18 protein-coding genes and 2 pseudogenes are annotated in these 20,642 nt (G+C 38.5%); 8 read left to right on the top strand and 12 right to left on the bottom strand.

Annotated features, from left to right (window positions below):
* Positions 1–13: 13 nt before the first annotated feature.
* The 6 genes and pseudogenes from ABLC00_RS10740 to ABLC00_RS10715 form a co-directional block, all read right to left on the bottom strand.
* Positions 14–760 carry an IS5-like element ISAba31 family transposase gene (locus ABLC00_RS10740; RefSeq protein WP_033846518.1) on the bottom strand — a complete coding sequence of 249 codons (747 nt, stop codon included), beginning with the start codon at positions 758–760 and terminating at the stop codon, positions 14–16.
* Between the two features lie 77 nt (positions 761–837).
* On the bottom strand, positions 838–2,136 hold the full coding sequence (locus ABLC00_RS10735; protein WP_033846519.1) for a Y-family DNA polymerase: 1,299 nt from the start codon (positions 2,134–2,136) through the stop codon (positions 838–840).
* Positions 2,133–2,630: a LexA family transcriptional regulator gene (locus ABLC00_RS10730; protein ID WP_033846520.1), complete on the bottom strand. Its 498-nt coding sequence runs from the start codon at positions 2,628–2,630 to the stop codon at positions 2,133–2,135. The genes ABLC00_RS10735 and ABLC00_RS10730 overlap by 4 nt, the downstream gene beginning before the upstream one ends.
* Before the next feature lie 114 nt (positions 2,631–2,744).
* Positions 2,745–3,388, bottom strand: a pseudogene (locus tag ABLC00_RS10725) (SOS response-associated peptidase).
* A gap of 23 nt (positions 3,389–3,411) precedes the next feature.
* Positions 3,412–4,128 carry a hypothetical protein gene (locus ABLC00_RS10720; protein ID WP_033846522.1) on the bottom strand — a complete coding sequence of 239 codons (717 nt, stop codon included), beginning with the start codon at positions 4,126–4,128 and terminating at the stop codon, positions 3,412–3,414.
* Positions 4,129–4,229: 101 nt separating this feature from the next.
* Entirely contained in the window at positions 4,230–4,355 is a 126-nt protein-coding gene (locus ABLC00_RS10715) for a hypothetical protein (RefSeq protein WP_000656187.1), read from the bottom strand.
* Positions 4,356–4,631: 276 nt separating this feature from the next.
* Here ABLC00_RS10715 and ABLC00_RS10710 point away from each other — a divergent pair, with 276 nt between their 5' ends.
* A complete protein-coding gene (locus ABLC00_RS10710; RefSeq protein ID WP_079377036.1) occupies positions 4,632–5,795 on the top strand; it encodes an MFS transporter in 1,164 nt (387 codons plus the stop codon).
* A gap of 147 nt (positions 5,796–5,942) precedes the next feature.
* Positions 5,943–6,446, top strand: coding sequence for a hypothetical protein (locus ABLC00_RS10705; RefSeq protein ID WP_002049607.1), 504 nt, complete (start codon positions 5,943–5,945; stop codon positions 6,444–6,446).
* Between the two features lie 54 nt (positions 6,447–6,500).
* Here the strand turns inward: ABLC00_RS10705 and accC are convergent, their stop codons facing one another.
* The 4 genes from accC to ABLC00_RS10685 form a co-directional block, all read right to left on the bottom strand.
* Positions 6,501–7,871 carry an acetyl-CoA carboxylase biotin carboxylase subunit gene (accC, locus tag ABLC00_RS10700; RefSeq protein ID WP_002049609.1) on the bottom strand — a complete coding sequence of 457 codons (1,371 nt, stop codon included), beginning with the start codon at positions 7,869–7,871 and terminating at the stop codon, positions 6,501–6,503.
* 16 nt (positions 7,872–7,887) lie between these two features.
* Complete coding sequence (accB, locus tag ABLC00_RS10695) at positions 7,888–8,307, bottom strand: acetyl-CoA carboxylase biotin carboxyl carrier protein (protein ID WP_000354611.1); 420 nt, start codon at positions 8,305–8,307, stop codon at positions 7,888–7,890.
* Between the two features lie 17 nt (positions 8,308–8,324).
* Positions 8,325–8,780, bottom strand: a complete 456-nt coding sequence (gene aroQ / locus ABLC00_RS10690) for a type II 3-dehydroquinate dehydratase (protein WP_000099412.1) — start codon at positions 8,778–8,780, stop codon at positions 8,325–8,327.
* Positions 8,781–9,015: 235 nt separating this feature from the next.
* The gene (locus ABLC00_RS10685; RefSeq protein WP_006581337.1) at positions 9,016–10,344 is read right to left on the bottom strand and encodes a Y-family DNA polymerase; all 1,329 of its coding nucleotides are present in this window, start codon (positions 10,342–10,344) and stop codon (positions 9,016–9,018) included.
* 219 nt (positions 10,345–10,563) lie between these two features.
* Between ABLC00_RS10685 and ABLC00_RS10680 the strand changes: the two are divergent.
* A pseudogene (locus tag ABLC00_RS10680) lies at positions 10,564–10,664 on the top strand (hypothetical protein).
* Positions 10,665–10,678: 14 nt separating this feature from the next.
* Here the strand turns inward: ABLC00_RS10680 and ABLC00_RS10675 are convergent.
* Together ABLC00_RS10675 and ABLC00_RS10670 are read right to left on the bottom strand one after the other, a co-directional pair.
* A complete protein-coding gene (locus ABLC00_RS10675) occupies positions 10,679–11,689 on the bottom strand; it encodes an ABC transporter substrate-binding protein (RefSeq protein ID WP_004886803.1) in 1,011 nt (336 codons plus the stop codon).
* Complete coding sequence (locus tag ABLC00_RS10670; protein ID WP_004886807.1) at positions 11,690–12,280, bottom strand: ANTAR domain-containing response regulator; 591 nt, start codon at positions 12,278–12,280, stop codon at positions 11,690–11,692.
* 384 nt (positions 12,281–12,664) lie between these two features.
* Here ABLC00_RS10670 and ABLC00_RS10665 point away from each other — a divergent pair, with 384 nt between their 5' ends.
* Genes ABLC00_RS10665 through ABLC00_RS10645 form a run of 5 tightly spaced genes read left to right on the top strand, consistent with a single transcriptional unit; the run spans position 12,665 to position 20,624 of the window.
* A complete protein-coding gene (locus ABLC00_RS10665) occupies positions 12,665–13,006 on the top strand; it encodes a hypothetical protein (protein ID WP_006581338.1) in 342 nt (113 codons plus the stop codon).
* Between the two features lie 11 nt (positions 13,007–13,017).
* Positions 13,018–15,564, top strand: a complete 2,547-nt coding sequence (nirB, locus tag ABLC00_RS10660; RefSeq protein WP_033846525.1) for a nitrite reductase large subunit NirB — start codon at positions 13,018–13,020, stop codon at positions 15,562–15,564.
* A 12-nt stretch (positions 15,565–15,576) separates the two neighbouring features.
* Complete coding sequence (nirD, locus tag ABLC00_RS10655) at positions 15,577–17,199, top strand: nitrite reductase small subunit NirD (RefSeq protein WP_004886815.1); 1,623 nt, start codon at positions 15,577–15,579, stop codon at positions 17,197–17,199.
* Between the two features lie 18 nt (positions 17,200–17,217).
* A complete protein-coding gene (locus ABLC00_RS10650; RefSeq protein WP_004886817.1) occupies positions 17,218–19,998 on the top strand; it encodes a nitrate reductase in 2,781 nt (926 codons plus the stop codon).
* Positions 19,995–20,624, top strand: coding sequence for a molybdenum cofactor guanylyltransferase (locus ABLC00_RS10645; RefSeq protein ID WP_004886820.1), 630 nt, complete (start codon positions 19,995–19,997; stop codon positions 20,622–20,624). The genes ABLC00_RS10650 and ABLC00_RS10645 overlap by 4 nt, the downstream gene beginning before the upstream one ends.
* Positions 20,625–20,642 lie beyond the last annotated feature (18 nt).

Here is a 20,642-nt window from a genome sequence, read left to right as displayed (position 1 = left end):
TTCATAATTAACCCTATAAAGGTAGCCATAAAAATATACAGGCTAAAGCAACAGAAGTTTGATAATTTCTTTTGAGCTTGTCATATCGAGTAGCTATTCCTCTAAATTGCTTTAATCTACAAAACATATTTTCAACTAAATGCCTGATTTTATATAAATACCAGTCCATATGGTCATTGTTCGATTGGCTATTCGTTTTCTTTGGTATATTCGCTTTAGTCCCTGTTTTCCTGATCTGTTCACGCAGTGGTTCTGAATCATAGCCTTTATCTGCGCATACCACTTTTGTCTCTTTTAAATCTAATGTTGATATTAAATCAGGCGCAACTTTAACATCATGTGTGGTTCCATCGGTAATTATGAAATCAATAGGATTGCCATGTGCATCAACAATCAAATGTATTTTTGAGGAGTTTCCTCCTACACTTTTAGAAATAGATTGATTCGCTATGCCGGCAGAATGTTGATGAGCACGTACATGAGAGCCATCAATAAAAATCCACTCCATATCGGGACATGAGGCTATTAATTTGAATAATCTAAGTAACTTACCGCTGCTTGACCAACGATTAAAACGTTTGAAAATAGAGTTTGAATGACCAAAACAAGAAGGAATATCTCGCCACGAACAGCCTGTTCTAATTCTATAGAGAATAGCTTCAATAAAATTGCGTAAATTTGAGTTGTGGTGAATGGATAAATTACGCAGAATAACTTTCAACTTTTGCCAGTGTTGATCTGTCAGCATGGTACGAGGCATAGCGAATAGTAAAATTGGGTTTGGTGATTTGATTTTACTACTTCGCTATTTTTTTAAGCGAAAAGTGTCAACACACCCTAGTTATTAATAGTCAACAGTTCGTCCCACAAAAAAGGATTTCTGCTTAATTTATCCCGTGACATAGACCAGTTGCGACCTGGCACATAACACGTACTTATACCGAGTTTTTTCTTTCCAAATTTTGTATGTACGTTATCTAGTGTTTTCATCAATTGTTCTTTCTTTTCTATAGCTTCAAAATCTGTGAGTAAGTCATATGTATGACCAGCCTTCGGTTCTAGTCCAGTTAATATCACGCCGCACTTTTTATACTTAATACCTTCTTTATAAATATGAGAAACCATTTTTGTTGCGGCTTTTACGAAATCTAATGCACTATCTGTTGGCTGTGAAAATGATCCGGTTATTGACTTGTTATAGAACGGTACATTTTCATCAAAAGGACTAGATTGAACAAAAACAATAAGACAGCCGCATAATGATTCATCATCTCTCAATCTCTTACATGCTTCTTGTGCATGCATGGCTATTGCTTCTTGTAGGTCAATAAGTTCGGTAACTTTCGCACCAAAAGAACATGACTTAATAATTTGCTTTTTAGATGGCGGAGTGTCTTCAATTTCTAGGCAAGAGATGCCTTGTAGCTCGTTAATAGTACGAGCCATAACAATAGAAAAACGTTTTCGCATTTCACGTGGTTCAGCACAAGCTAGATCAAGCACTGTATTAATTCCCAGGCTTTGCAACTTTTTTGCATGTTTACGGCCGACCCCCCAGACTTCACTCACATCTATTTGAGCAAAGTAATATTCTTTATTGCACGGATCCATGTTTACGAGATCGCAAACGCCGTTAAAGCCTTGATTTTTCTTAGCTATATGATTGGATATCTTTGCCTCCGTCTTGCTGCGACCAATACCTACGCACACGGGCAAACCAATCCATTTCCAAATCTTCGCTCGCATATCGTGACCGACTTTTTCTAAATCAAAGTTTTTCTCATAAGCGGTGAAATCAACAAAACATTCGTCTATAGAGTAAGGTTCAACTTCTTCATCAGTAACGTAAGATGCAAGAATCGTATGAAAGCGCCGTGACATTTCTGCATACATTGCATAATTACTAGAAAGTACGATTACGTTATGCTGCTGAACAATGTCTTTGATCTGAAATAGTGGCACACCCATTTTTATGTTTAGAGCTTTTGACTCATTGCTACGTGCCACGGCGCACCCATCGTTGTTACTGAGAACAATCACAGGTTTATTATTCAAACTTGGATCAAAAACTCTCTCACATGAAACGTACATGTTATTGACGTCAATCAAGAAAAAGACCTTGTTTTCATGTTTCATGATTTTCTTATCATTTTAATGACGCAGGTGACAACGCCCCAAATTATTAATTCCTGTTCTTCTGAAAGATAAATATTTTTATATTCTGGATTTTCTGCTTTGAGCCATTTCCTAGACTCTTCGATCATTAATCGCTTAACAGTAAATTCATTATCGATTAGTGCAACAACAATATCGCCGTGTTTAGCATCTAAACTACGGTCAACAATTAGTTCATCATCAATATCAATACCAGCGTTAAGCATCGAAAGCGAAGCAACTTTGACAATAAATGTAGCGGTTTCATTTTTGATTAAGTGCTCGTTCATATCGAGCGCTTTATCTACATAATCTTGAGCTGGACTGGGGAAGCCTGCTGAAATCTTTTCAAGTGCGTAGGGGACAAGCATGTGTGTTGATGGTACAACTAGCTTGATAGACATAACTTCAGATAAAAAAAGACTTTTTTGCAGAAATGGTTTTATCTGGATAATGGACGGTGCAATTTCGCTCATACTTTTCCCCTAGCTTGATTATGTAACATATTCAAGATGATATTCTAGAGATGAGCATAAATTCAAATTTAAAAAGCTGTGGATAAACAAGTAGAAGTCAAAAATTGACGTCTTTCATTGTGCATTTGGTCGGAAATTCTTCAGTTCTGATCTTGGCTGAGCAGTGAATTCATCAGCTGGCATATCTAAGAAAAAGTCCATTGCTTCCTCATGCTTACAATGAAGCCAGTCGTTCCTTAATTCAGGAGGAATAACAATAATAGAGTGCTTTTCATCAGTTGGCGCGTGAAATTGCTTCATAAAAGGGTGATGGTCAGAATTAATTGTGAGCATGCTCATAGATCTTATTTCTTCGCCGTTTACGACAGCATATTCATAAATACCAGTTATAGTAAAAGGCATAGCATCTTTACGATAAATTCCCCACCACTCAGGCTTATTATTTATATATTTTGGCTCAAAGATTACATCAGCTGGGATTAAACAGAATTGGTTTTTCTTCCATGCATTTTTGAAACTAGGCTTTTCGTGAACTGTTTCCGTTCTTGCATTGTAAGTGTTATGAACTTTTTTAAGTTCTTTGACCCATGGAGCGACCAAACCAAATCTAGCCAATCGCCATTCCATTTGTTCTTTTTTAGAGAATAATAGGGGGCTTCATAGTTAGGGTATATGTGAGATTTATATTCAAATGTCGGCTCAAACAGATCCAGCAAGTGAATTCTATCTTTTGCAATTGGTTCATAGTTTGAGCACATATTGAAATCCTTTAGAAAGTAATTTAATTGATATCTGTGTGTACTTTTCCATTCCAGTTATTTAAAAATAAGAATACTTCATAAAAGAAATTTGCTAAATCATTTACTAAGTATGCATCATATTGAGCATTAGGTTTCTCAAAAAAATATCTTGAGTCAATAAAGTAGCTTTTAACTTTTTCCAAAGCATCAACTAAAGATAAATTTAATGAAGTTTTATAAAAGCAATCATAGATATAGATATGAAAATCTTGGATGTCTTCAGGTAGAGCTAAGAAGATTTCTTTAAGGTTATGTAAGTTTCCTTTTCGTAAACTTTTTAGAAAAGTTGTGGCAAAAGATCCCATATAACGAACATGAGTGACTTGATGATAGGGTGAATAAATATGTTCGACTTTATCCTCTGCTATCCAAGCTTTTAAAAATAATTCACAACTGAAGGCACTAATAGAAACACTTGGTAAATATGTGTAATAGATATCTATTCCATCAACATCAAGTAATTTATTTGAAGAAATTAGATACTTTATTGCATGATCAAAAGGTTCGCGACGATTTTCTGCAATCTCTGTATAAATACTTGAGCGAAGGTCCTTAAAGCTTTCATCTATCAATAATTTAAAATAATGATTAACAGGTTTTACCTTTAAATAATGTGTATTAGCTCCATTTGAATAATTGGGTTGTGCATAAAGGAAATGTTTTAAACATATTTGAAATTGTGTTTTAAAATAGCGCATAATTTTCCAACTAAATTTATGTCTTTTGACGAAATTGATTATTTATTTCTTTGTTCAATTATAAATAAGATATGCATTAATAATGCATTATTTCTCTTTATTTAGCTTAGGACTTCGCTCATAACTAAATAATTATTTTTCAAACCTAATGACCAGCCTGACTCTTTAAAGAAAGGTTCACCATATTTAATTGTATGCTCGATATAGAAGTAGACCCAATCTTTCATAAGTTCTTCACTCATTCTTAATAAAAAACAACTATCAACTAAGAATCGATAATAATTCATTTATAAACTATTCAAAATGATAGAATTACTCAGGTTTGAAAGTTGGATATGTTTTGCTTAGAAAGCATGCAGTCTACAAATTTTTTTAAATTAATTGAAAAATAAATTTGTAGACTGATTTGTAGACTAATGAAATGCAAAATACAGCATTGTGGTACAAGCGGATGCAACTTTAATTATGTTTAACTATTTGAAAATGCAAGATAAAGCAACCGAATGCAACCATTAACAATTACAGCTAGACTGTCAGGATTCTACTTTTTTTACTATTCCATCGTTGGCACATTCATGCCGTATTGGAATTTATATCTTCAAGATCAAGGGTTTAATTATCAGCAGATAGGTATCTTATCATCTATTGCTATTGTGACGCGATTCTTTGCGCCTTTAGTTTGGGGCTGGATCGCAGATAAATCTGGTAAAAGAATGCTTTTGGTGCGGCTCGCAACTTGGATGGAAGCTTGTATATGGTTGGCTATCTTTATAGTTCCCAATACATTTCAATCTGTCGCTTTACTTATGCTTATTTTTAGCTTTTTCCAAAATGCAATTTTGGCTCAGTTTGAAGGGGTAACCTTATTTTGGTTGGGCGACCAAAGGGCAAAACTTTATGGAAAAATTCGAAAATGGGGATCGGTCGGTTTTATTGTAGGTGTGTTTACCATAGGTGCAATTTTAGAAATTATTCCAATCTCTATGTTGCCTATTTTATTACTCATAATAGCATCGCTTGCATTTATTTGGGCTTTTACGATTCGTGAACCAGAAGGGGCTCCTACTTCACAAAAGTATTTAGAACCTTTATTGCCTGTGTTAAAGCGTCCAGAAGTTGCTGCTTTTTTTACTATTGAATTTATTCTTCTTTTTTCACATGCCCCTTTTTATAGTTTTTATAGCAATTTTCTAAAATCTTTAAATTACAGTACCACTGAAATTGGCTTTTTATGGGCAATGGGAGTGATTGCTGAAATTGTGATGTTTGCATATGCCGCTACGTTTTTTAAATATTTTTCGTGGCGTAGTCTTGTTGCCATGTGCTTAGTTTTAACAAGCATACGCTGGTTGTTGGTGGCTCTCTTCTCTCATTATTTTATAGGTCAGTTATTTGCACAGTGCTTACATGCTTTTAGTTTTGGCTTGTTTCATCTTATTGCAATGCGTCTCATTTTTCAGAACTTTTCAATAGGGCAGCAAGGTCGAGGTCAGGCTTTTTATAGCACCATGTGGGGACTTGGAGTTGCCTTTGGAAGTATTCTAGCTGGTCATTATTGGAAAATTCTTACTGGTGAGTATATTTTTATGATTGCTGCATTAGTAGTGCTTCTAGGTTTGTGCTTTGTATTTTGGCTACCAAAACAGATTGAAAAGCCAGCTTCTTAAGTCAAATGTTGCTAAAAATTGTTAGGGATGAGTAGTTAAAGATAAAAATTGTTTGATGAGAAGTATCGGTTCGTTACGGTTGAAAAATATTGTTTTTATATGGTTATGAAACAATGTTTTTCTAAAAAAATGTGCTAACTTAAACCCATGCGTTTAATGATTAATAAATCTATGAAAAATATTTATATTATGGGATTATTATTGGCTTGTTCTGGTTTTGCTATGGCTGAGACAGTGACTCAACAGCCAACTGAACAGCCCGTACGCACTGCTAGTAATCCTAACGCTATACGTATTGTTACGCGTCCTGAAATTATGGGATTGTGGGGAATGGAGATTCCAAATAATAAAAAATGTGTAGAGTACTATAATTTCCGTAGTAGTAATGATGTGGTGATTAAAAGCGGTGAAGAATGGTCATATGGTATTTATGAATATCAACCATCTGATGACCCTAAAGAGCAGTTATCAGCTCTAGTGATGCAGATTAAGTTTGATAATAATAAAGTTGATTGTTCTGGTCAGCAGCAAGATCAGACTGGTGATGTTTCCCAGTATTTTGTGCAATGGAAAAATGACCATACCATCAATTTCTGCTCAACTGCTAAAGGCGAGCAATGTTTTGCAACACTACGTCGCATGTTGCCATAAATTTGAATTAATAAAAAAAGCCTCTTATGTAAGAGGCTTTTTTTATTATGCATATTATGCAGTTTCAGCTTTCTTTTCTTCTTCCACTTTTTTCAACAAGTGTTTTTCAAGGTAATGGATGTCCATTGCTTGTTCGCAGAAGTTTTTATCTTGCAAGATAAGATCTTTATGTAAAGGAATATTGGTTTTAATTCCTGTAAGAATCATTTCGTCTAACGCTTGACGCATACGGGCAAGCGAAGTTTCACGATTTTTACCATGAGAGATCAATTTTGCAATCATTGAATCATAATAAGGTGGAATGCTATATCCAGGATAGATATGAGAATCTAAACGAATACCTGCACCGCCTGGCGCATAAAAACTTTCAATTTTGCCTGGTGAAGGTAAGAAAGTGGTTGGATCTTCGGCATTGATACGACATTCAATGGCATGACCACGAACTTCAATATCTTCTTGTTGAAGCTCTAAGCCTAAACCAGCTGCAATACGTAATTGCTGTTCAATAATGTCAACACCAGTCACCATTTCAGTTACAGGGTGCTCAACCTGAACACGAGTGTTCATTTCAATAAAGAAGAACTCGCCGTCTTCGAACAAGAATTCAAATGTACCAGCACCACGATATTGCATTAACTGACATGCATTAACACAAGCTTGTAAAATATCAGCGCGTGCTTGTTCTGGTAGATTTGGAGCAGGAGCTTCTTCTAACACCTTTTGGTGACGACGTTGTAATGAGCAGTCGCGATCATATAAATGAATCGCATGGCCGTTACCATCACCTAAAACTTGAACTTCGACATGGCGAGGTTTTTGTAAGAAGCGTTCCATGTACACGGTATCATCGCCGAACCACATTTCTGCATCACGTTGAGCTGCTTGAACTGACTCAAGTAATGTATCTACGCGTTCAACAATACGCATACCACGACCACCACCACCAGCTGCCGCTTTAACAATAAGCGGGAAACCGATTTCTTTAGCTTCAGCTAAAGCATTGTGGATAGTTACTGCATGGTCACAACCAGGTACTGTCGGTACACCAGCTTTTTTCATTGCAACAATTGCAGAAACCTTATTACCCATTAAACGAATATGTTCTGGGCGAGGGCCAATGAATGTGAAACCTGAGCTTTCTACAATTTCAGCAAACTCGGCATTTTCTGAAAGAAAGCCATAGCCTGGGTGAATTGCATCAGCACCAGTAATTTCTGCAGCAGTAATAATTGCCGGGATATTTAAATAGCTGTCACTACTTGCACCCGGACCAATACATACTGCTTCATCAACGAAACGTAAATGCATCAAATCTTTATCAGCATCTGAATAGATACCGACAGTTTTGATTCCTAATGTTTTGCAAGCCCGGGTAATTCGTAAAGCGATTTCACCACGGTTTGCAATTAAAACTTTTTGCAACATAGTTGTCCCCGAGGTATTACGCGCGATAACGGAATAAAGGTTGACCGAATTGGATCACTTCACCATTTTTCACTAAAATTTCTTCAATCACGCCGCTTTGAGTTGCTTCAATCGGGTTCATGATTTTCATTGCTTCGATAATACCCAAAGTCTCACCAGCAGATACTGTTTGACCTACTTTAACAAATGGTGCTTCGCCTGGGCTTGGAGCAGCATAGAACACACCAACCATAGGAGAAGTTTCAACTGCTCCACGTGGTGTTTTTGCAACAGGTGCTTCAGCAACAGGAGCTGCCGGAAGTGCTACACCAGCCGCAGCAACGACAGGATTGCGACGAGTTAAAGCGATCGATTGATCACCTTCTTTAACTTCAATCGCTTGCAAGTCAGACTCAATCATTAAATCGATGAGTTTCTTAATTTTGCGGATATCCATGGGCGACTATTCCTGAACTAGTTTGGGTTAGATGGTTGAATTTTTTCAATAGCGTAATCGAGAGCAAAGCTGTAACCTTTTGCGCCTAGACCACAAATCACGCCAATTGCTTTGTCTGATAAATAAGAATGATGTCTGAAAGCTTCACGTGCGTGGACATTTGATAAATGTACTTCAATAAAGGGAATAGCAACGCCCAGTAAGGCATCGCGTAAAGCAACTGAAGTATGAGTGAGAGCAGCAGGGTTAATAATAATCAGTTTTACGCCTTCTGTTTGTGCCTGATGAATACGGTCAACAATGGCACCTTCCCAGTTGCTTTGAAAAGTATCTAGTGTAATAGAGGCTTGTTCAGCTTGAGCAATAAGTTGTTGGTTGATATTGTCTAGGGTAAGATGACCATATACTTCTGGTTCGCGTTTTCCCAGCAAATTCAAATTCGGTCCATGAATTACCAAAATGGTCGAACTCATTCAGATTGCTCCAGCTCTAAAGTTGCAAATAATCTTTGCAAGATGTCTGCAAAGTTTGCTTATTATGGCATATGTTTCTACAAGTTTTTTATAATTTCTTTTAATTGTCGCAGAAAGGGTACACCAAATTCGGCTTATATATTGTAAATTTTGCGACGAATTAGCAATGTTAAAAAATGACAAAATTTCAAGTAATTTAACGGAGCTTATTTTAAACCGAATTGACAAAAACAGTTCATGTATTTTGTGTAACGAGGTCGTGAGCATCTTCAATCGTTAACATTTCATTCCAGCGAGTTAGGTAATTTTTTGAGCGATGGCATTGTTTCATTTGCCAAGATGGGTTACGTGAGTGATAGCCGACTTGTAAGTAATGACTACCAAAACGCTTACGGACTATACCTAAAGTTTCCATCAATTGTTGTCTTTGATGAATAAGTTCTAAAGGCTGCCATAAATCATCAATATGTTGCTGACGTGCATGTAGACCACAAAATAACACGCCAATTTTTATGTAGCTTTTATTTTCTTTATATAAAACATCGATTTGCTGCATTGCGGCTTTTGTTAGTATACATAAATCATCTGTTGCATAATGAAGGCCAATTGCCTGAGATGTGGCTTTTTTATAGGGTGGTTTGTCGGTTTTTTCATAAAGCATAACTTGAACACAGGCACAAAGTTGTTCTTGTTTCATTAAACGGCGATGTGCCCGGTTAAGGTGAAAGATAAGTGCTTGTTTAATAATCTCAATACTGGATAAAGCTTGAGCAAAACTTCGTGATGCTAAAATCCGTTTAGTCGGAATAGCGGGATCGTCAAGTTGAATACAGGATTGGCCTTTTAGCTCACGAATGGTACGTGCCATGACCACAGAAAATGCTTTTGCCATATGGTGTTCATTGGCAAAAGTTAAGTCTAGGCAGGAGTACACTTCATAACTTTGTAGTTGTTTGACCAATTGATAGCCAATTCCCCACACTTCTTTGACTGATGTGTGCTGCATGAGATCTTCCATAATTAATGGATCTAAGGTGATAAAATTACAAATTCCCCTAAAACTTTTAATTTTCTTAGCATAGTGATTGGCAAGTTTTGCTTGTGTCTTTGAATATCCAATACCAATACAACAAGGTAAGCCTAACCATTTTAGGAGGGTGTTTCTCACTTCACTGCAGTAATCTGATATATCAATAGACTGAAGGTAAGGGGTGAGATGAATAAAGCATTCATCTATAGAGTAAGCTTCTAAGTCATCTGGAGAGAAAAAGTCACCGAGGACAGCAAAAAAGCGACGAGACATCTCGGCATATAAAGTGTAGTTGCTTGAATAAACTTGAACACCAGCTTTTAAAGCATCTTTTTCAATTTGAAACCAAGGTATTCCCATCTTGATACCTAAAAGTTTTGCTTCTTCGCTACGTGAAACAACACAGCCATCGTTGTTAGATAAAACAACTACAGGTTTATCATTGAGTTTAGGGTTGAAAAGTCGCTCACAGCTGACATAACAATTGTTAATATCAACCAGTGCATAAACTTCGCGGTGTGAGATTTCTCTCATCATTTCTTTGCCCCCAATTTATTAATCCAAAATACATATTTTGAATTTGTAACATAATCAAGTTAACAAAATTACAGACTAATATCTAGGGGAGTTCAGGTTGTTCGTCGAAATTATAAAAAGGATGCAAGACTGCTGAATTGTCAGTTATTGATATGGAAATGTCTGAAAATGATAAGTTTTAGTTGGTTATGATCGGAAGCATAAGAACTATATTTAATGGATGAGTTGAGTCTTTTAAATGTAGTAATGCGTATAACGCATTTGTCTTATGGGTCTTTCAAGCTGTCTTTGTTAATAAAGACAGCTTTTTTTTATAATGTGCTTAAGTTTTTTAGAGTTTGGCTTGATTGTAGCAATCGAGATTAATGCATTGTGTACTCAGTTCTATGATTTGAGCAGGGGCTAATTGAAGTTTTTCCCATTTTTGCATTTGTTCAAATAACCAATAAAAGTCTTCTGGTTGCGGGGCAGCATTTTCTTTAACCAAATACTTAACAATATTTTGAATCATATAGTATTTATCGACATGTACTTCTTCCGAGCAATGAAATCGGACAATCCCAAACTCGACCAATAACTTTAAGACAGGCGTAAAATCTTTTAAATTACTCAATTCTTTTTGGGCTTTCATAATTGCCCCTGTAAGTGCAACTAAGGTTTGAGGGTGTTGTTCGGCCCATTCTTGAGTTACTGCGAGAACTTTATCTGCCACATTGGGAATAATGTCCTGACTTGAGCAAACCATTTTACTTAAGCCTAAAAGTTCTCCTTGTGTATTCCACGGCTCTCCCACACAAAAACCATCAATCACATGGTTATCTAAAGCTTCGACCATATACGGTGGCGGAAGTGCCTTGAGTTTGAGCGTTTGAGCTATTTTAGAATCTGCCAACGCAAGCCATTCTCTTAAACAATAATGATGGATTGAATGTTTAAATACATGGGCTAAGGATAGAGCATTATCTTCTTTAATGTAGCTCGTCACTTTTTGGGCGGTAGTTTGTGCATTATCATTCTCTTGAATAGCCAGTTGATGGGTTAATTTTTGGCTTAAGCTAATAAAGGCACGGTTTTTACTTAAAATAAGAGGGGTTTGCAGTGCAATACCAATTTGGTCTGCACCCACAGCTGCAGCGGGTAGCATAGCAGATAAACAATGTGCAGCATCTAATAAACCAAAAGCTAAACGGTCGCGTAGACTTGCCCATGATGCTTCTTTGACTAGGGTAACATCTAAATCGACTTCTTCGAAGAAACCTTGCTGCTTTGCCCACAGTAAAGCGATGCAATCAAGTAAAGGAATATAGCCGAGTTGCAATTGAGTCTTTTCTAATTTGCTCATTTATTCATCCTTTAGTTGATCATTTAGTAATTTTTGAGCGTCAAGTAAACGCCGTGCCATTTCTCCAATCGTTATACGGTGACTCATGGCATTTTTTCTGAGTAATTGAAAAGCCGTATCTTCAGGTAAGCCATGCAGTTGCATGAGTAGCACTTTGGCCTTTTCAACATCTTTACGATCTGCCAGTTTGGTTTGAGCTTCTTTTAAGTCACCTTCGAGCTTTTTATGTTTTTTATATTGCTCAATTGAAATCTCTAAAATGGTATGTAAGCGGGCAGGGTCTATGCCGTCTACAATATAAGCCGTTACACCTGCATCTATCGCTTGTTTGATGGTGTCTTTATCTGAATTTTTAGTGAATAGAACAGTTGGTAGGTCATAGCTACTCACACAACTTTCAATAATGTCACGATGAGGATGATCCATGTCGAGCAAGATGACATCGGCTTGTAAATCTTCAAGACAGAAAATATTTAAGTGGTCCAAAGTAAGGCAGGCCACCACTTCAAAGTCATTTTCAAGCAGACTGTTTTTTATATAGTCGGCCCGTGCATGATCATCATCGATAAGAGCTATTTTGAGTTTTGGCATAAGTTCAGAAAATCAGGCTAAGAAAATGCGCCAATTCGACGCGTTTTTTGTTATTAAGTTTTAAGCAAGATTAGTGCCATCCAAATTTAAACAAAAAATCAGGCATGAGTGGTCCTTTACTATGCTAAAGCATTGTTTTGATCGATATTGGTGCAAAAATACGATTCATTTTGTGGCAAAACTTATTTTTGTTTAAACCATATAGAGGAGCACCAATAGTGCAGGAAAAATTAAATCTTCTTTATGGATGAAAAGGTGTTTTAGTTTAAATAATTGAAAATAATAATAAAAAATTATTAATATTAATCTTAAAAAGAATTGGCATGCAAAATGCTTAGTTAATTACAGGTCGAAGACGACCATAAGTTTTAAAGACGGCCAACGATGTCCGTTCTGATCGAATTTGTGAGTGCAACTGCACACATAAAGAATTTACGTTCAGTCGGAGTGAAGGTTATGTCTTTATTTTTATTGCATAAAAAAGTTACATCTGAATTAACTAATTTTTCAGTTCCAGCGATGCGAGCCTTCTCTATGAGGGGGCTCGCTTTTTTTATTTGTTTTTATGACTTTGCTATGCATTGGGTGTCGTCAACGAGTGGAAAAAATGGATTCCAAGCAGCTATACGCTTTGTGATGTTGATACGTTTCTCGGTAGAGCACAAGGCAAAACAACAATGTCTATTTGAGAACGTAAGAACGCAGCTTAAAAGCAACGTGATTTGAGGAGAAACACTATGAAATTGGTAATGATTGGTCATGGTATGGTGGGCCACAAATTCATCGAAGCCATTTTAGAAAAAGCAGATGATGAACTGGAAATCACAATTCTCGCAGAAGAGCCTCGTATCGCATATGACCGCGTACATTTGACTGAATACTTCTCAGGGAAATCGGCAAAAGATTTATCTTTAGCACGTTTTGATTTTGCCGATGCGTATGGCATCGACCTACGTTTAAATACTAAAGCAGTAGCGATTGATACGACGGCAGAAACCGTAACAACCAATCATGGTGATGTTATTAGTTATGACAAGTTGGTGCTTGCGACTGGTTCATATGCATTTGTTCCGCCAATTCCGGGTAATGACCGTGAAAACTGTTTTGTTTACCGTACGATTGAAGACTTAGATGCGATTCGTACAGCGAGTCTCAATGCAAAAACAGGTGTAGTAATTGGGGGTGGTTTACTTGGACTTGAGGCAGCCAAAGCTTTACGTGATTTAGATTTAGAAACGCACGTTGTTGAGTTTGCACCACGTTTGATGGCAGTTCAAATTGATGACTTAGGGGGGAAAGTTTTACGCCGTAAAATTGAAGATTTAGGTGTAAAAGTTCATACACAAAAAGCGACTCAGTCTATTGAGTCTGGTGTAAATACCACTCATGTGATGAAGTTTGCCGATGGTAGTGAACTCGAAACTGATGTGATTTTATTCTCTGCGGGGATCCGCCCACGTGATGAATTAGCGCGAAATAGCGGGCTTGCGATTGGTGAGCGTGGCGGTATTGTAATTAATGATTATTGCCAAACATCTGATCAAAACATTTATGCCATTGGTGAATGTGCGCTTTGGCAAAATAAAATTTATGGCTTGGTTGCACCGGGCTATGACATGGCGCGTATTGCAGCAAAACATATTTTAGATGAAGAGTGTCATTGCTTCGCTGGCGCAGACATGAGCACCAAGTTGAAACTGATGGGTGTTGATGTTGCTTCGGTCGGTGATGCACATGCCATAACCCCAGGTGCATTAAGCTATTTCTATGCAGATGAGCATGCACTGATTTATAAAAAGATTGTTGTAAATGCAGACAAAACCAAATTGCTTGGCGCGGTTTTAGTGGGCGATGCCAAAGAATACAACGACCTTTTACAAATGATGTTGAATGGTCTGGCTTTACCGGAAGTGCCTGAAAGTTTAATCATGCCGGGTTTTGAGCAATCAGCAGCAAAATCTGGTGGTAGCGGAGTCGATTTACTGCCAGACAGTGCGACCATTTGTTCATGTAACAACGTATCAAAAGCAGACATCTGCCAAGCAATTAGCGATGGTTCGACCTCTTTAGGTGCATTAAAGAAATGCACCAAAGCAGCAACAGCATGTGGTGGTTGTGCACCATTAGTGACACAAGTATTGAAGTCAGAGTTACAACGTCAAGGTGTGACTGTTAACAATCATATTTGCGAACACTTCCCGTACTCGCGTCAAGAGTTGTATCACTTGGTCCGTGTCAATGAAATCAAGACATTTGATGATTTGATTCATCAACATGGGCACGGTTTAGGTTGTGATATTTGTAAACCAGCGGCAGCAAATATTTTGGCATCTTGCTGGAATGATTTCGTACTTAAGCCAAGTCATGCAGGCTTGCAAGACAGTAACGACTACTACCTAGGTAACATTCAAAAAGATGGCTCTTACTCAATTGTACCGCGTATGGCAGGTGGAGAAGTCACTCCGGATGGCTTAATTGCGATTGGTCAAATTGCAAAGAAATATAACTTATACACCAAAATTACTGGTGGTCAACGTGTTGATATGTTTGGTGCCCAAGTTCATGAACTTCCATTTATTTGGGAAGAGTTAAATGCTGCGGGCTTCGAGTCTGGTCATGCCTACGGTAAGTCGTTACGTACAGTGAAATCTTGTGTGGGTAGCACTTGGTGCCGTTACGGGGTAGATAACTCGGTTGGTTTAGCGATTGAACTTGAAAACCGCTACAAAGGTTTGCGTTCACCGCATAAATTGAAAATGGCAGTGTCTGGCTGTACACGTGAGTGTGCAGAAGCGCAAGGTAAAGATGTAGGCGTGATTGCCACTGAAAAGGGTTGGAACCTTTATGTATGTGGTAACGGTGGTATGAAACCGCGTCATGCAGAATTACTTGCATCTGACCTTGATAAAGAAACACTGATTCGTTATATCGACCGTTTCTTTATGTTCTACATTCAAACGGCAGACCGTTTACAACGTACCAGTGTATGGCGTGACAACATGGAAGGCGGTCTAGACTACCTTAAATCTGTGATCGTTGATGACTCTCTTGGTTTAGCCGCCGAGCTTGAGCGCCGTATGGAACACATTATTGGTACATATCAAGACGAATGGCGTACAGCTGTCGAGAACCCAGAAGTTCGTAAACGCTTCCAAACCTATATCAATGCAGGAGCGAATGAACAAGCTGATCCGCACATTCAATTTACAACTGAACGTGGTCAAATCCGCCCATTAACCGAAGCTGAACGTTCAGAAGACCGTATTCCAATGGTTGAAGCATAAAGGGGAACTTATATGAATATTGTACAAGACAAAAATATGCTTCCTGATGATCAGTGGATTGACGTTTGTGCACTCGATGATTTAACTCCAAACACTGGTGCAGGAGCGCTAGTGAGCGGTCAAGCGGTTGCAATCTTCCGTGTGGGGCATGAAAAACGTGTTTATGTACTAAGCAATAAAGATCCGTTTAGCTTAGCAAATGTGATGAGTCGCGGGATTATTGGTGATTTACAAGGCGAACGCGTGGTTGCATCACCAATTTATAAACAACATTTCAGTTTAGCTACGGGCCGTTGTTTAGAAGATAAAGACCAAAAATTGGCGGTTTACCCGAGCAAAATTGTTGATGGCCGTGTTTGGATCAATGCGGTGCCGCAAAAAACTTATATTACCAATACAGGGGTATCACAAGACAAACTTAGACTGGTGCTGATCGGGAATGGTTTGGCAGGGATGCGTTGTCTGGAAGATTTACTTGATATGGCACCAGACCGTTATGAAGTTACGGTGATTGGTGAAGAACCATGGGGTAACTATAACCGTATTATGTTGTCTCCGGTTTTATCGGGTGAGAAAACCATTGAAGACATTATGTTGCATCCACCAAAGTGGTATGACGATAAAAGCATTAAATTTATTGCCGGTGATAAAGCCGTAAAAATTGATCGCCCACGTAAAGTGGTTTACACCGAAAAAGGCAAGACAGTTGATTATGACCGTTTGATTCTGGCAACAGGCTCGGCACCATTTATTCCACCAGTTCAAGGTGTTGACCTAAAAGGTGTGTTAACTTTCCGCGATATTTATGACGTTAACACCATGATTGAATACTGCGATTCAAAAACTAATGCAGTCGTGATTGGTGGCGGTTTGCTGGGTTTAGAAGCGGCGTATGGTTTAAAACAACGCGGTATGAATGTCACAGTATTGCATTTGATGGACCGTATTATGGAACGCCAACTTGATGGTCGTGCGAGCCAGTTATTACGTCATAGCATTGAACAAAAAGGTATTCATATTATTACCGAAGCCAATACAGAAGCGTTAATTGGTGATGAAAACGGACATGTGAAGCAAATCCGTTTGAAAGATGGCACAGTGTTAGATGCTGACCTTGTGGTATTCGCTGTGGGCATTCGTCCAAATATTGCTTTGGCACAAAGTGCTGGTTTACGTTGTAATCGTGGTGTATTGGTGAATGACACCATGCAAACATTTGACCCAAGTATTTACGCGGTGGGTGAGTGTATTGAACACCGTGGTCAAACTTTTGGTTTGGTTGAGCCACTATGGGGCCAAGCTTTTATTTGCGCGACCCATTTAGCAGAGCACGGCAGCTTAACTTTTAAAGCACCCACTGTACCGACTCAGTTAAAAGTCAGTGGTGTCGATGTATTCTCGGCGGGCAATTTTGAGCCGAAAGATGATTATGAAGACATTATCCTGAACGATGAAAAACGCCAGATTTATAAACGCATTATTATTCAAAGCGATCGAGTAATCGGTGCAGTATTGTTTGGTGATACTGAAGATGGTATGTGGTATGCAGAGTTAATTGCAGACCAAACCCCTGTTTCTTCATTTAGAAATAAACTGCTATTTGGTCGAGATTTTGCATTAAAAAATGCAGGCTAAATAGGGAAAGGAGCAGTTATGAATAGTATTCCAAGCGTTGAAGTCGATAGCTCCGATCATGTTGCAAAAACAATCAAAACAACATGTCCATATTGCGGTGTAGGTTGCGGTGTTAGCGTAAACGTCCAACAAAAACCTCAAGGACCTGTGGTGCAAGTTGAGGGGGATGCTGAGCATCCTTCCAACTTTGGACGCTTATGTATTAAAGGTAGCCGTCTTGCGGATACTTTGGGGTTGGAAACACGTCTACTTCAACCCATGTTTGGTCGTAAGCCACATCGGACTGTAACGACATGGGATGCAGCAATCAATAAAATTGCCGATAAATTCCAGTCTTGTATCGACAAATATGGTCGTGACAGCATTGCATTTTATGTTTCAGGTCAGCTTTTGACTGAAGACTATTATGTGGTGAACAAGTTTGTAAAAGGCTATTTGGGCACTGCAAATATCGATACCAACTCACGGCTTTGTATGTCATCTGCGGTGGCAGGTCACAAACGTAGTTTCGGTGAAGATATTGTGCCTGCAAGTTATGAAGATTTTGAACATGCAGACATGGTGGTTTTGGTTGGTTCCAATACCGCATGGTGCCATCCTGTACTGTATCAACGGATTATGCAGGCTAAAAGCCACAATCCAGATATGTTTATTGTGGTGATTGACCCACGTTTTACCAGTACTTGTGAGCAAGCGGATTTACATTTACCGATTTTACCGGGCCAAGATGTCGCATTGTTCAACGGTCTATTCCAATATTTATATCAAAATGGTCATGCCGATCAGGCTTTTGTTGATGCTTATACCGAAGGTTTGCAAGAGGTTTTGGCAAGCAGCGAGCCAGAAACTAATGTGGAATATGTGGCAAAGCGTACAGGAATTGCACTCGATAAGATGCAACAGTTCTTTGAGAAATTTGCGCAGACTGAAAAGGTAATTACGCTATTTTCAATGGGTGTGAATCAATCAAGTCAGGGCGTGAATAAAGCCAACAGCATTATTAACTGTCACTTACTAACAGGCAAAATTGGAAAGCTCGGCGCTGCACCATTTTCAATGACAGGCCAGCCCAATGCTATGGGTGGCCGAGAAGTGGGTGGCTTAGCTAATATGTTGGCTGCCCATATGGATTTAGATAATCCCTTGCACCAAAAAGTAGTGCAAATCTTTTGGGACAGCCCATTTATTGCAACTCAAGCTGGCTTAAAAGCAGTTGATTTATTCCGTGCTGTTGAAGCTGGAAAAATTAAAGCCATCTGGATTATGGCAACCAATCCGGTGGTAAGTTTACCAGATGCTGATCAGGTGAAACGTGCTTTAGAAAAATGCGAATTGGTCGTTGTGTCAGATATCTGTGCCGATACGGATACTACGGCTTACGCCGATATTTTGCTTCCAGCTTTAGGTTGGGGTGAAAAAGACGGAACCGTTACTAACTCTGAGCGTCGTATTTCACGTCAACGTGCTTTTTTACCTGCGCCGGGTGAAGCAAAAGCAGATTGGTGGTCAGTGAGCCAAGTTGCGAAAAAATTAGGCTTTAAAGGTTTTGACTTTACGAGTGCTGTTGATATTTTCAATGAACATGCGGCTTTGTCAGCACAAGATAATGCGGACATTGAAGCACGTGAGCAAACTGATACGTTTCGTTATTTCAACTTAAAAGGTTTAATGAACCTAAGTGCTGCTGAGTACGATGTTCTGCAACCAGTGCAATGGCCAGTCTGGAGTAAAAATCAAGACGCTAAAGCTGTTCAACAACTGTTTGGCAAGGGCCAGTTTAGTCACAAAAACACCAAGGCAAAACTAATTCCGACTGTTGCAATTAATCCGGTACATGCAATTTCAGAAGATTATCCGCTCATTTTGAACACGGGGCGTATTCGCGATCAATGGCATACCATGACCCGTACTGGTTTGTCGCCAAATTTAACCAGTCACCGTGCTGAACCATTCTGTGAGATTCATCCAAGTGATGCATTAAAGTTTGGTGTACGTGATCAAGGTTTAGTAGAAGTTCGTTCGAAATGGGGCAGTTGTGTACTACGTGTAACCTTCTCATCAGGTGTCCGTCGTGGGCAAATTTTTGCACCGATTCACTGGACTGAACAGGTCGCATCCGATGCCCGTATTGGTAAAGTCGTTAATCCAGAAGTTGATGCAATTTCAGGTGAGCCCGAGTTCAAACATACGCCTGTAACTATTCAACCGTTCTATACCACTTGGCAAGGTGTGCTCTATATTCGTGAAGGATACGATTCTCATATTCAAGAATCGCTACATCACTGTGCATGGTGGACCAAAGTCAAAATGGTGAAAACCAGCCGCTATGAACTTGCAGACCGCCAAACTTTTCATGATACTCAAAAGAATCTGAAAAGCTTTTTGCCATTTGCCGATGAAACCTTTGAATGGTTAAGCATAGAAGATATTTCTTCACAACTGAGCCATAGTGTTATTTTGAAAGATGGCATTGTAATTGCAAGTCTATATATTGCACCGCCAGATTTATTGCCAGACCGTGACTGGGTAGCAAGTCTGTTTAAACGCGAACGTTTGAGCGCCTTGCACCGTAAAGCTTTACTAGCAGGTATGCCAATGTCGGCTACCAATAATGATGGGCCTTTGGTGTGTAGTTGTTTTAAAGTAGGTAAGAATAAAATTATCGAAGCAATAAAAACACAAAACATTACCCATGAAAAACAGGTTACTGCATGTTTAAAAGCAGGTGGAAACTGTGGTTCATGTTTACCTGAAATCCGAGGCTTGATTAAAGCTTGCCAGCAAGAGGTGGAAGTGTGAATAAGGGATATCCCGTAACTGATCTGGTCATTCTGGCGGGTGGACAAGCCCGCCGTATGAATGGTTTAAATAAGCTGTTGCAGCAATTCGATGGCGATACACAACTACTCAAAATTCATCAAAAATTAAAGTCATCTGTATCTGAAATTTGGGTGAATAGTCATCGTGATTATTCGATTTATCAAAGTATTGTGCCTGATATTAAATGTTTTCAAGATGATGCAGCAGGCTTTTTTGGCCCACTCATGGGAATGAAAAGCGCATGGTCACATGTAAAAGCAGATTATGTTTTGTTTATCCCTTGTGATGTGACCTACATACCTACGCAAGTCGTTGCGAAATTACACAGCGCACTTCGCAAAAATAAACAGGCCCAGGCAGCTTACGTTTCAATTAATGGAGATGCTTTATACCCATTTTGTTTGTTAAAACGTGAAAGTCTAGAGGTTTTAGAGCAGCAAATTGATAAGCAACAATTGAGTTTAAAAAATTGCTTTAAACTTTTACACGCACAAGTAGCCATTTTTCAAAAGCAAAACTTATTTTTCCATAGCATTAATTCTTTAGATGAACTTCAACAATACAAACAAATTAAAGCATTTAAAGAGATTTTTTCGACAAATTAGAACTTCAATCATATCGAT

It is taken from the genome of Acinetobacter nosocomialis (assembly GCF_041021905.1).
In the GTDB taxonomy this organism is placed as follows: Bacteria; Pseudomonadota; Gammaproteobacteria; order Pseudomonadales; family Moraxellaceae; genus Acinetobacter; species Acinetobacter nosocomialis.
Note: the sequence above shows the minus strand (reverse complement) of the source record. Positions and strands in the feature narration are given on the sequence as shown.

Bases quoted from the DNA above. Each gene is read 5' to 3' on its own strand.
- ABLC00_RS10740 (WP_033846518.1), bottom strand. From the start codon at position 760: ATGCCTCGTACCATGCTGACAGATCAACACTGGCAAAAGTTGAAAGTT.
- ABLC00_RS10735 (WP_033846519.1), bottom strand. From the start codon at position 2,136: ATGAAACATGAAAACAAGGTCTTTTTCTTGATTGACGTCAATAACATG.
- ABLC00_RS10730 (WP_033846520.1), bottom strand. From the start codon at position 2,630: ATGAGCGAAATTGCACCGTCCATTATCCAGATAAAACCATTTCTGCAA.
- ABLC00_RS10720 (WP_033846522.1), bottom strand. From the start codon at position 4,128: ATGCGCTATTTTAAAACACAATTTCAAATATGTTTAAAACATTTCCTT.
- ABLC00_RS10715 (WP_000656187.1), bottom strand. From the start codon at position 4,355: ATGAAAGATTGGGTCTACTTCTATATCGAGCATACAATTAAATATGGT.
- ABLC00_RS10710 (WP_079377036.1), top strand. From the start codon at position 4,632: ATGCAACCATTAACAATTACAGCTAGACTGTCAGGATTCTACTTTTTT.
- ABLC00_RS10705 (WP_002049607.1), top strand. From the start codon at position 5,943: ATGCGTTTAATGATTAATAAATCTATGAAAAATATTTATATTATGGGA.
- accC (WP_002049609.1), bottom strand. From the start codon at position 7,871: ATGTTGCAAAAAGTTTTAATTGCAAACCGTGGTGAAATCGCTTTACGA.
- accB (WP_000354611.1), bottom strand. From the start codon at position 8,307: ATGGATATCCGCAAAATTAAGAAACTCATCGATTTAATGATTGAGTCT.
- aroQ (WP_000099412.1), bottom strand. From the start codon at position 8,780: ATGAGTTCGACCATTTTGGTAATTCATGGACCGAATTTGAATTTGCTG.
- ABLC00_RS10685 (WP_006581337.1), bottom strand. From the start codon at position 10,344: ATGAGAGAAATCTCACACCGCGAAGTTTATGCACTGGTTGATATTAAC.
- ABLC00_RS10675 (WP_004886803.1), bottom strand. From the start codon at position 11,689: ATGAGCAAATTAGAAAAGACTCAATTGCAACTCGGCTATATTCCTTTA.
- ABLC00_RS10670 (WP_004886807.1), bottom strand. From the start codon at position 12,280: ATGCCAAAACTCAAAATAGCTCTTATCGATGATGATCATGCACGGGCC.
- ABLC00_RS10665 (WP_006581338.1), top strand. From the start codon at position 12,665: ATGTCCGTTCTGATCGAATTTGTGAGTGCAACTGCACACATAAAGAAT.
- nirB (WP_033846525.1), top strand. From the start codon at position 13,018: ATGAAATTGGTAATGATTGGTCATGGTATGGTGGGCCACAAATTCATC.
- nirD (WP_004886815.1), top strand. From the start codon at position 15,577: ATGAATATTGTACAAGACAAAAATATGCTTCCTGATGATCAGTGGATT.
- ABLC00_RS10650 (WP_004886817.1), top strand. From the start codon at position 17,218: ATGAATAGTATTCCAAGCGTTGAAGTCGATAGCTCCGATCATGTTGCA.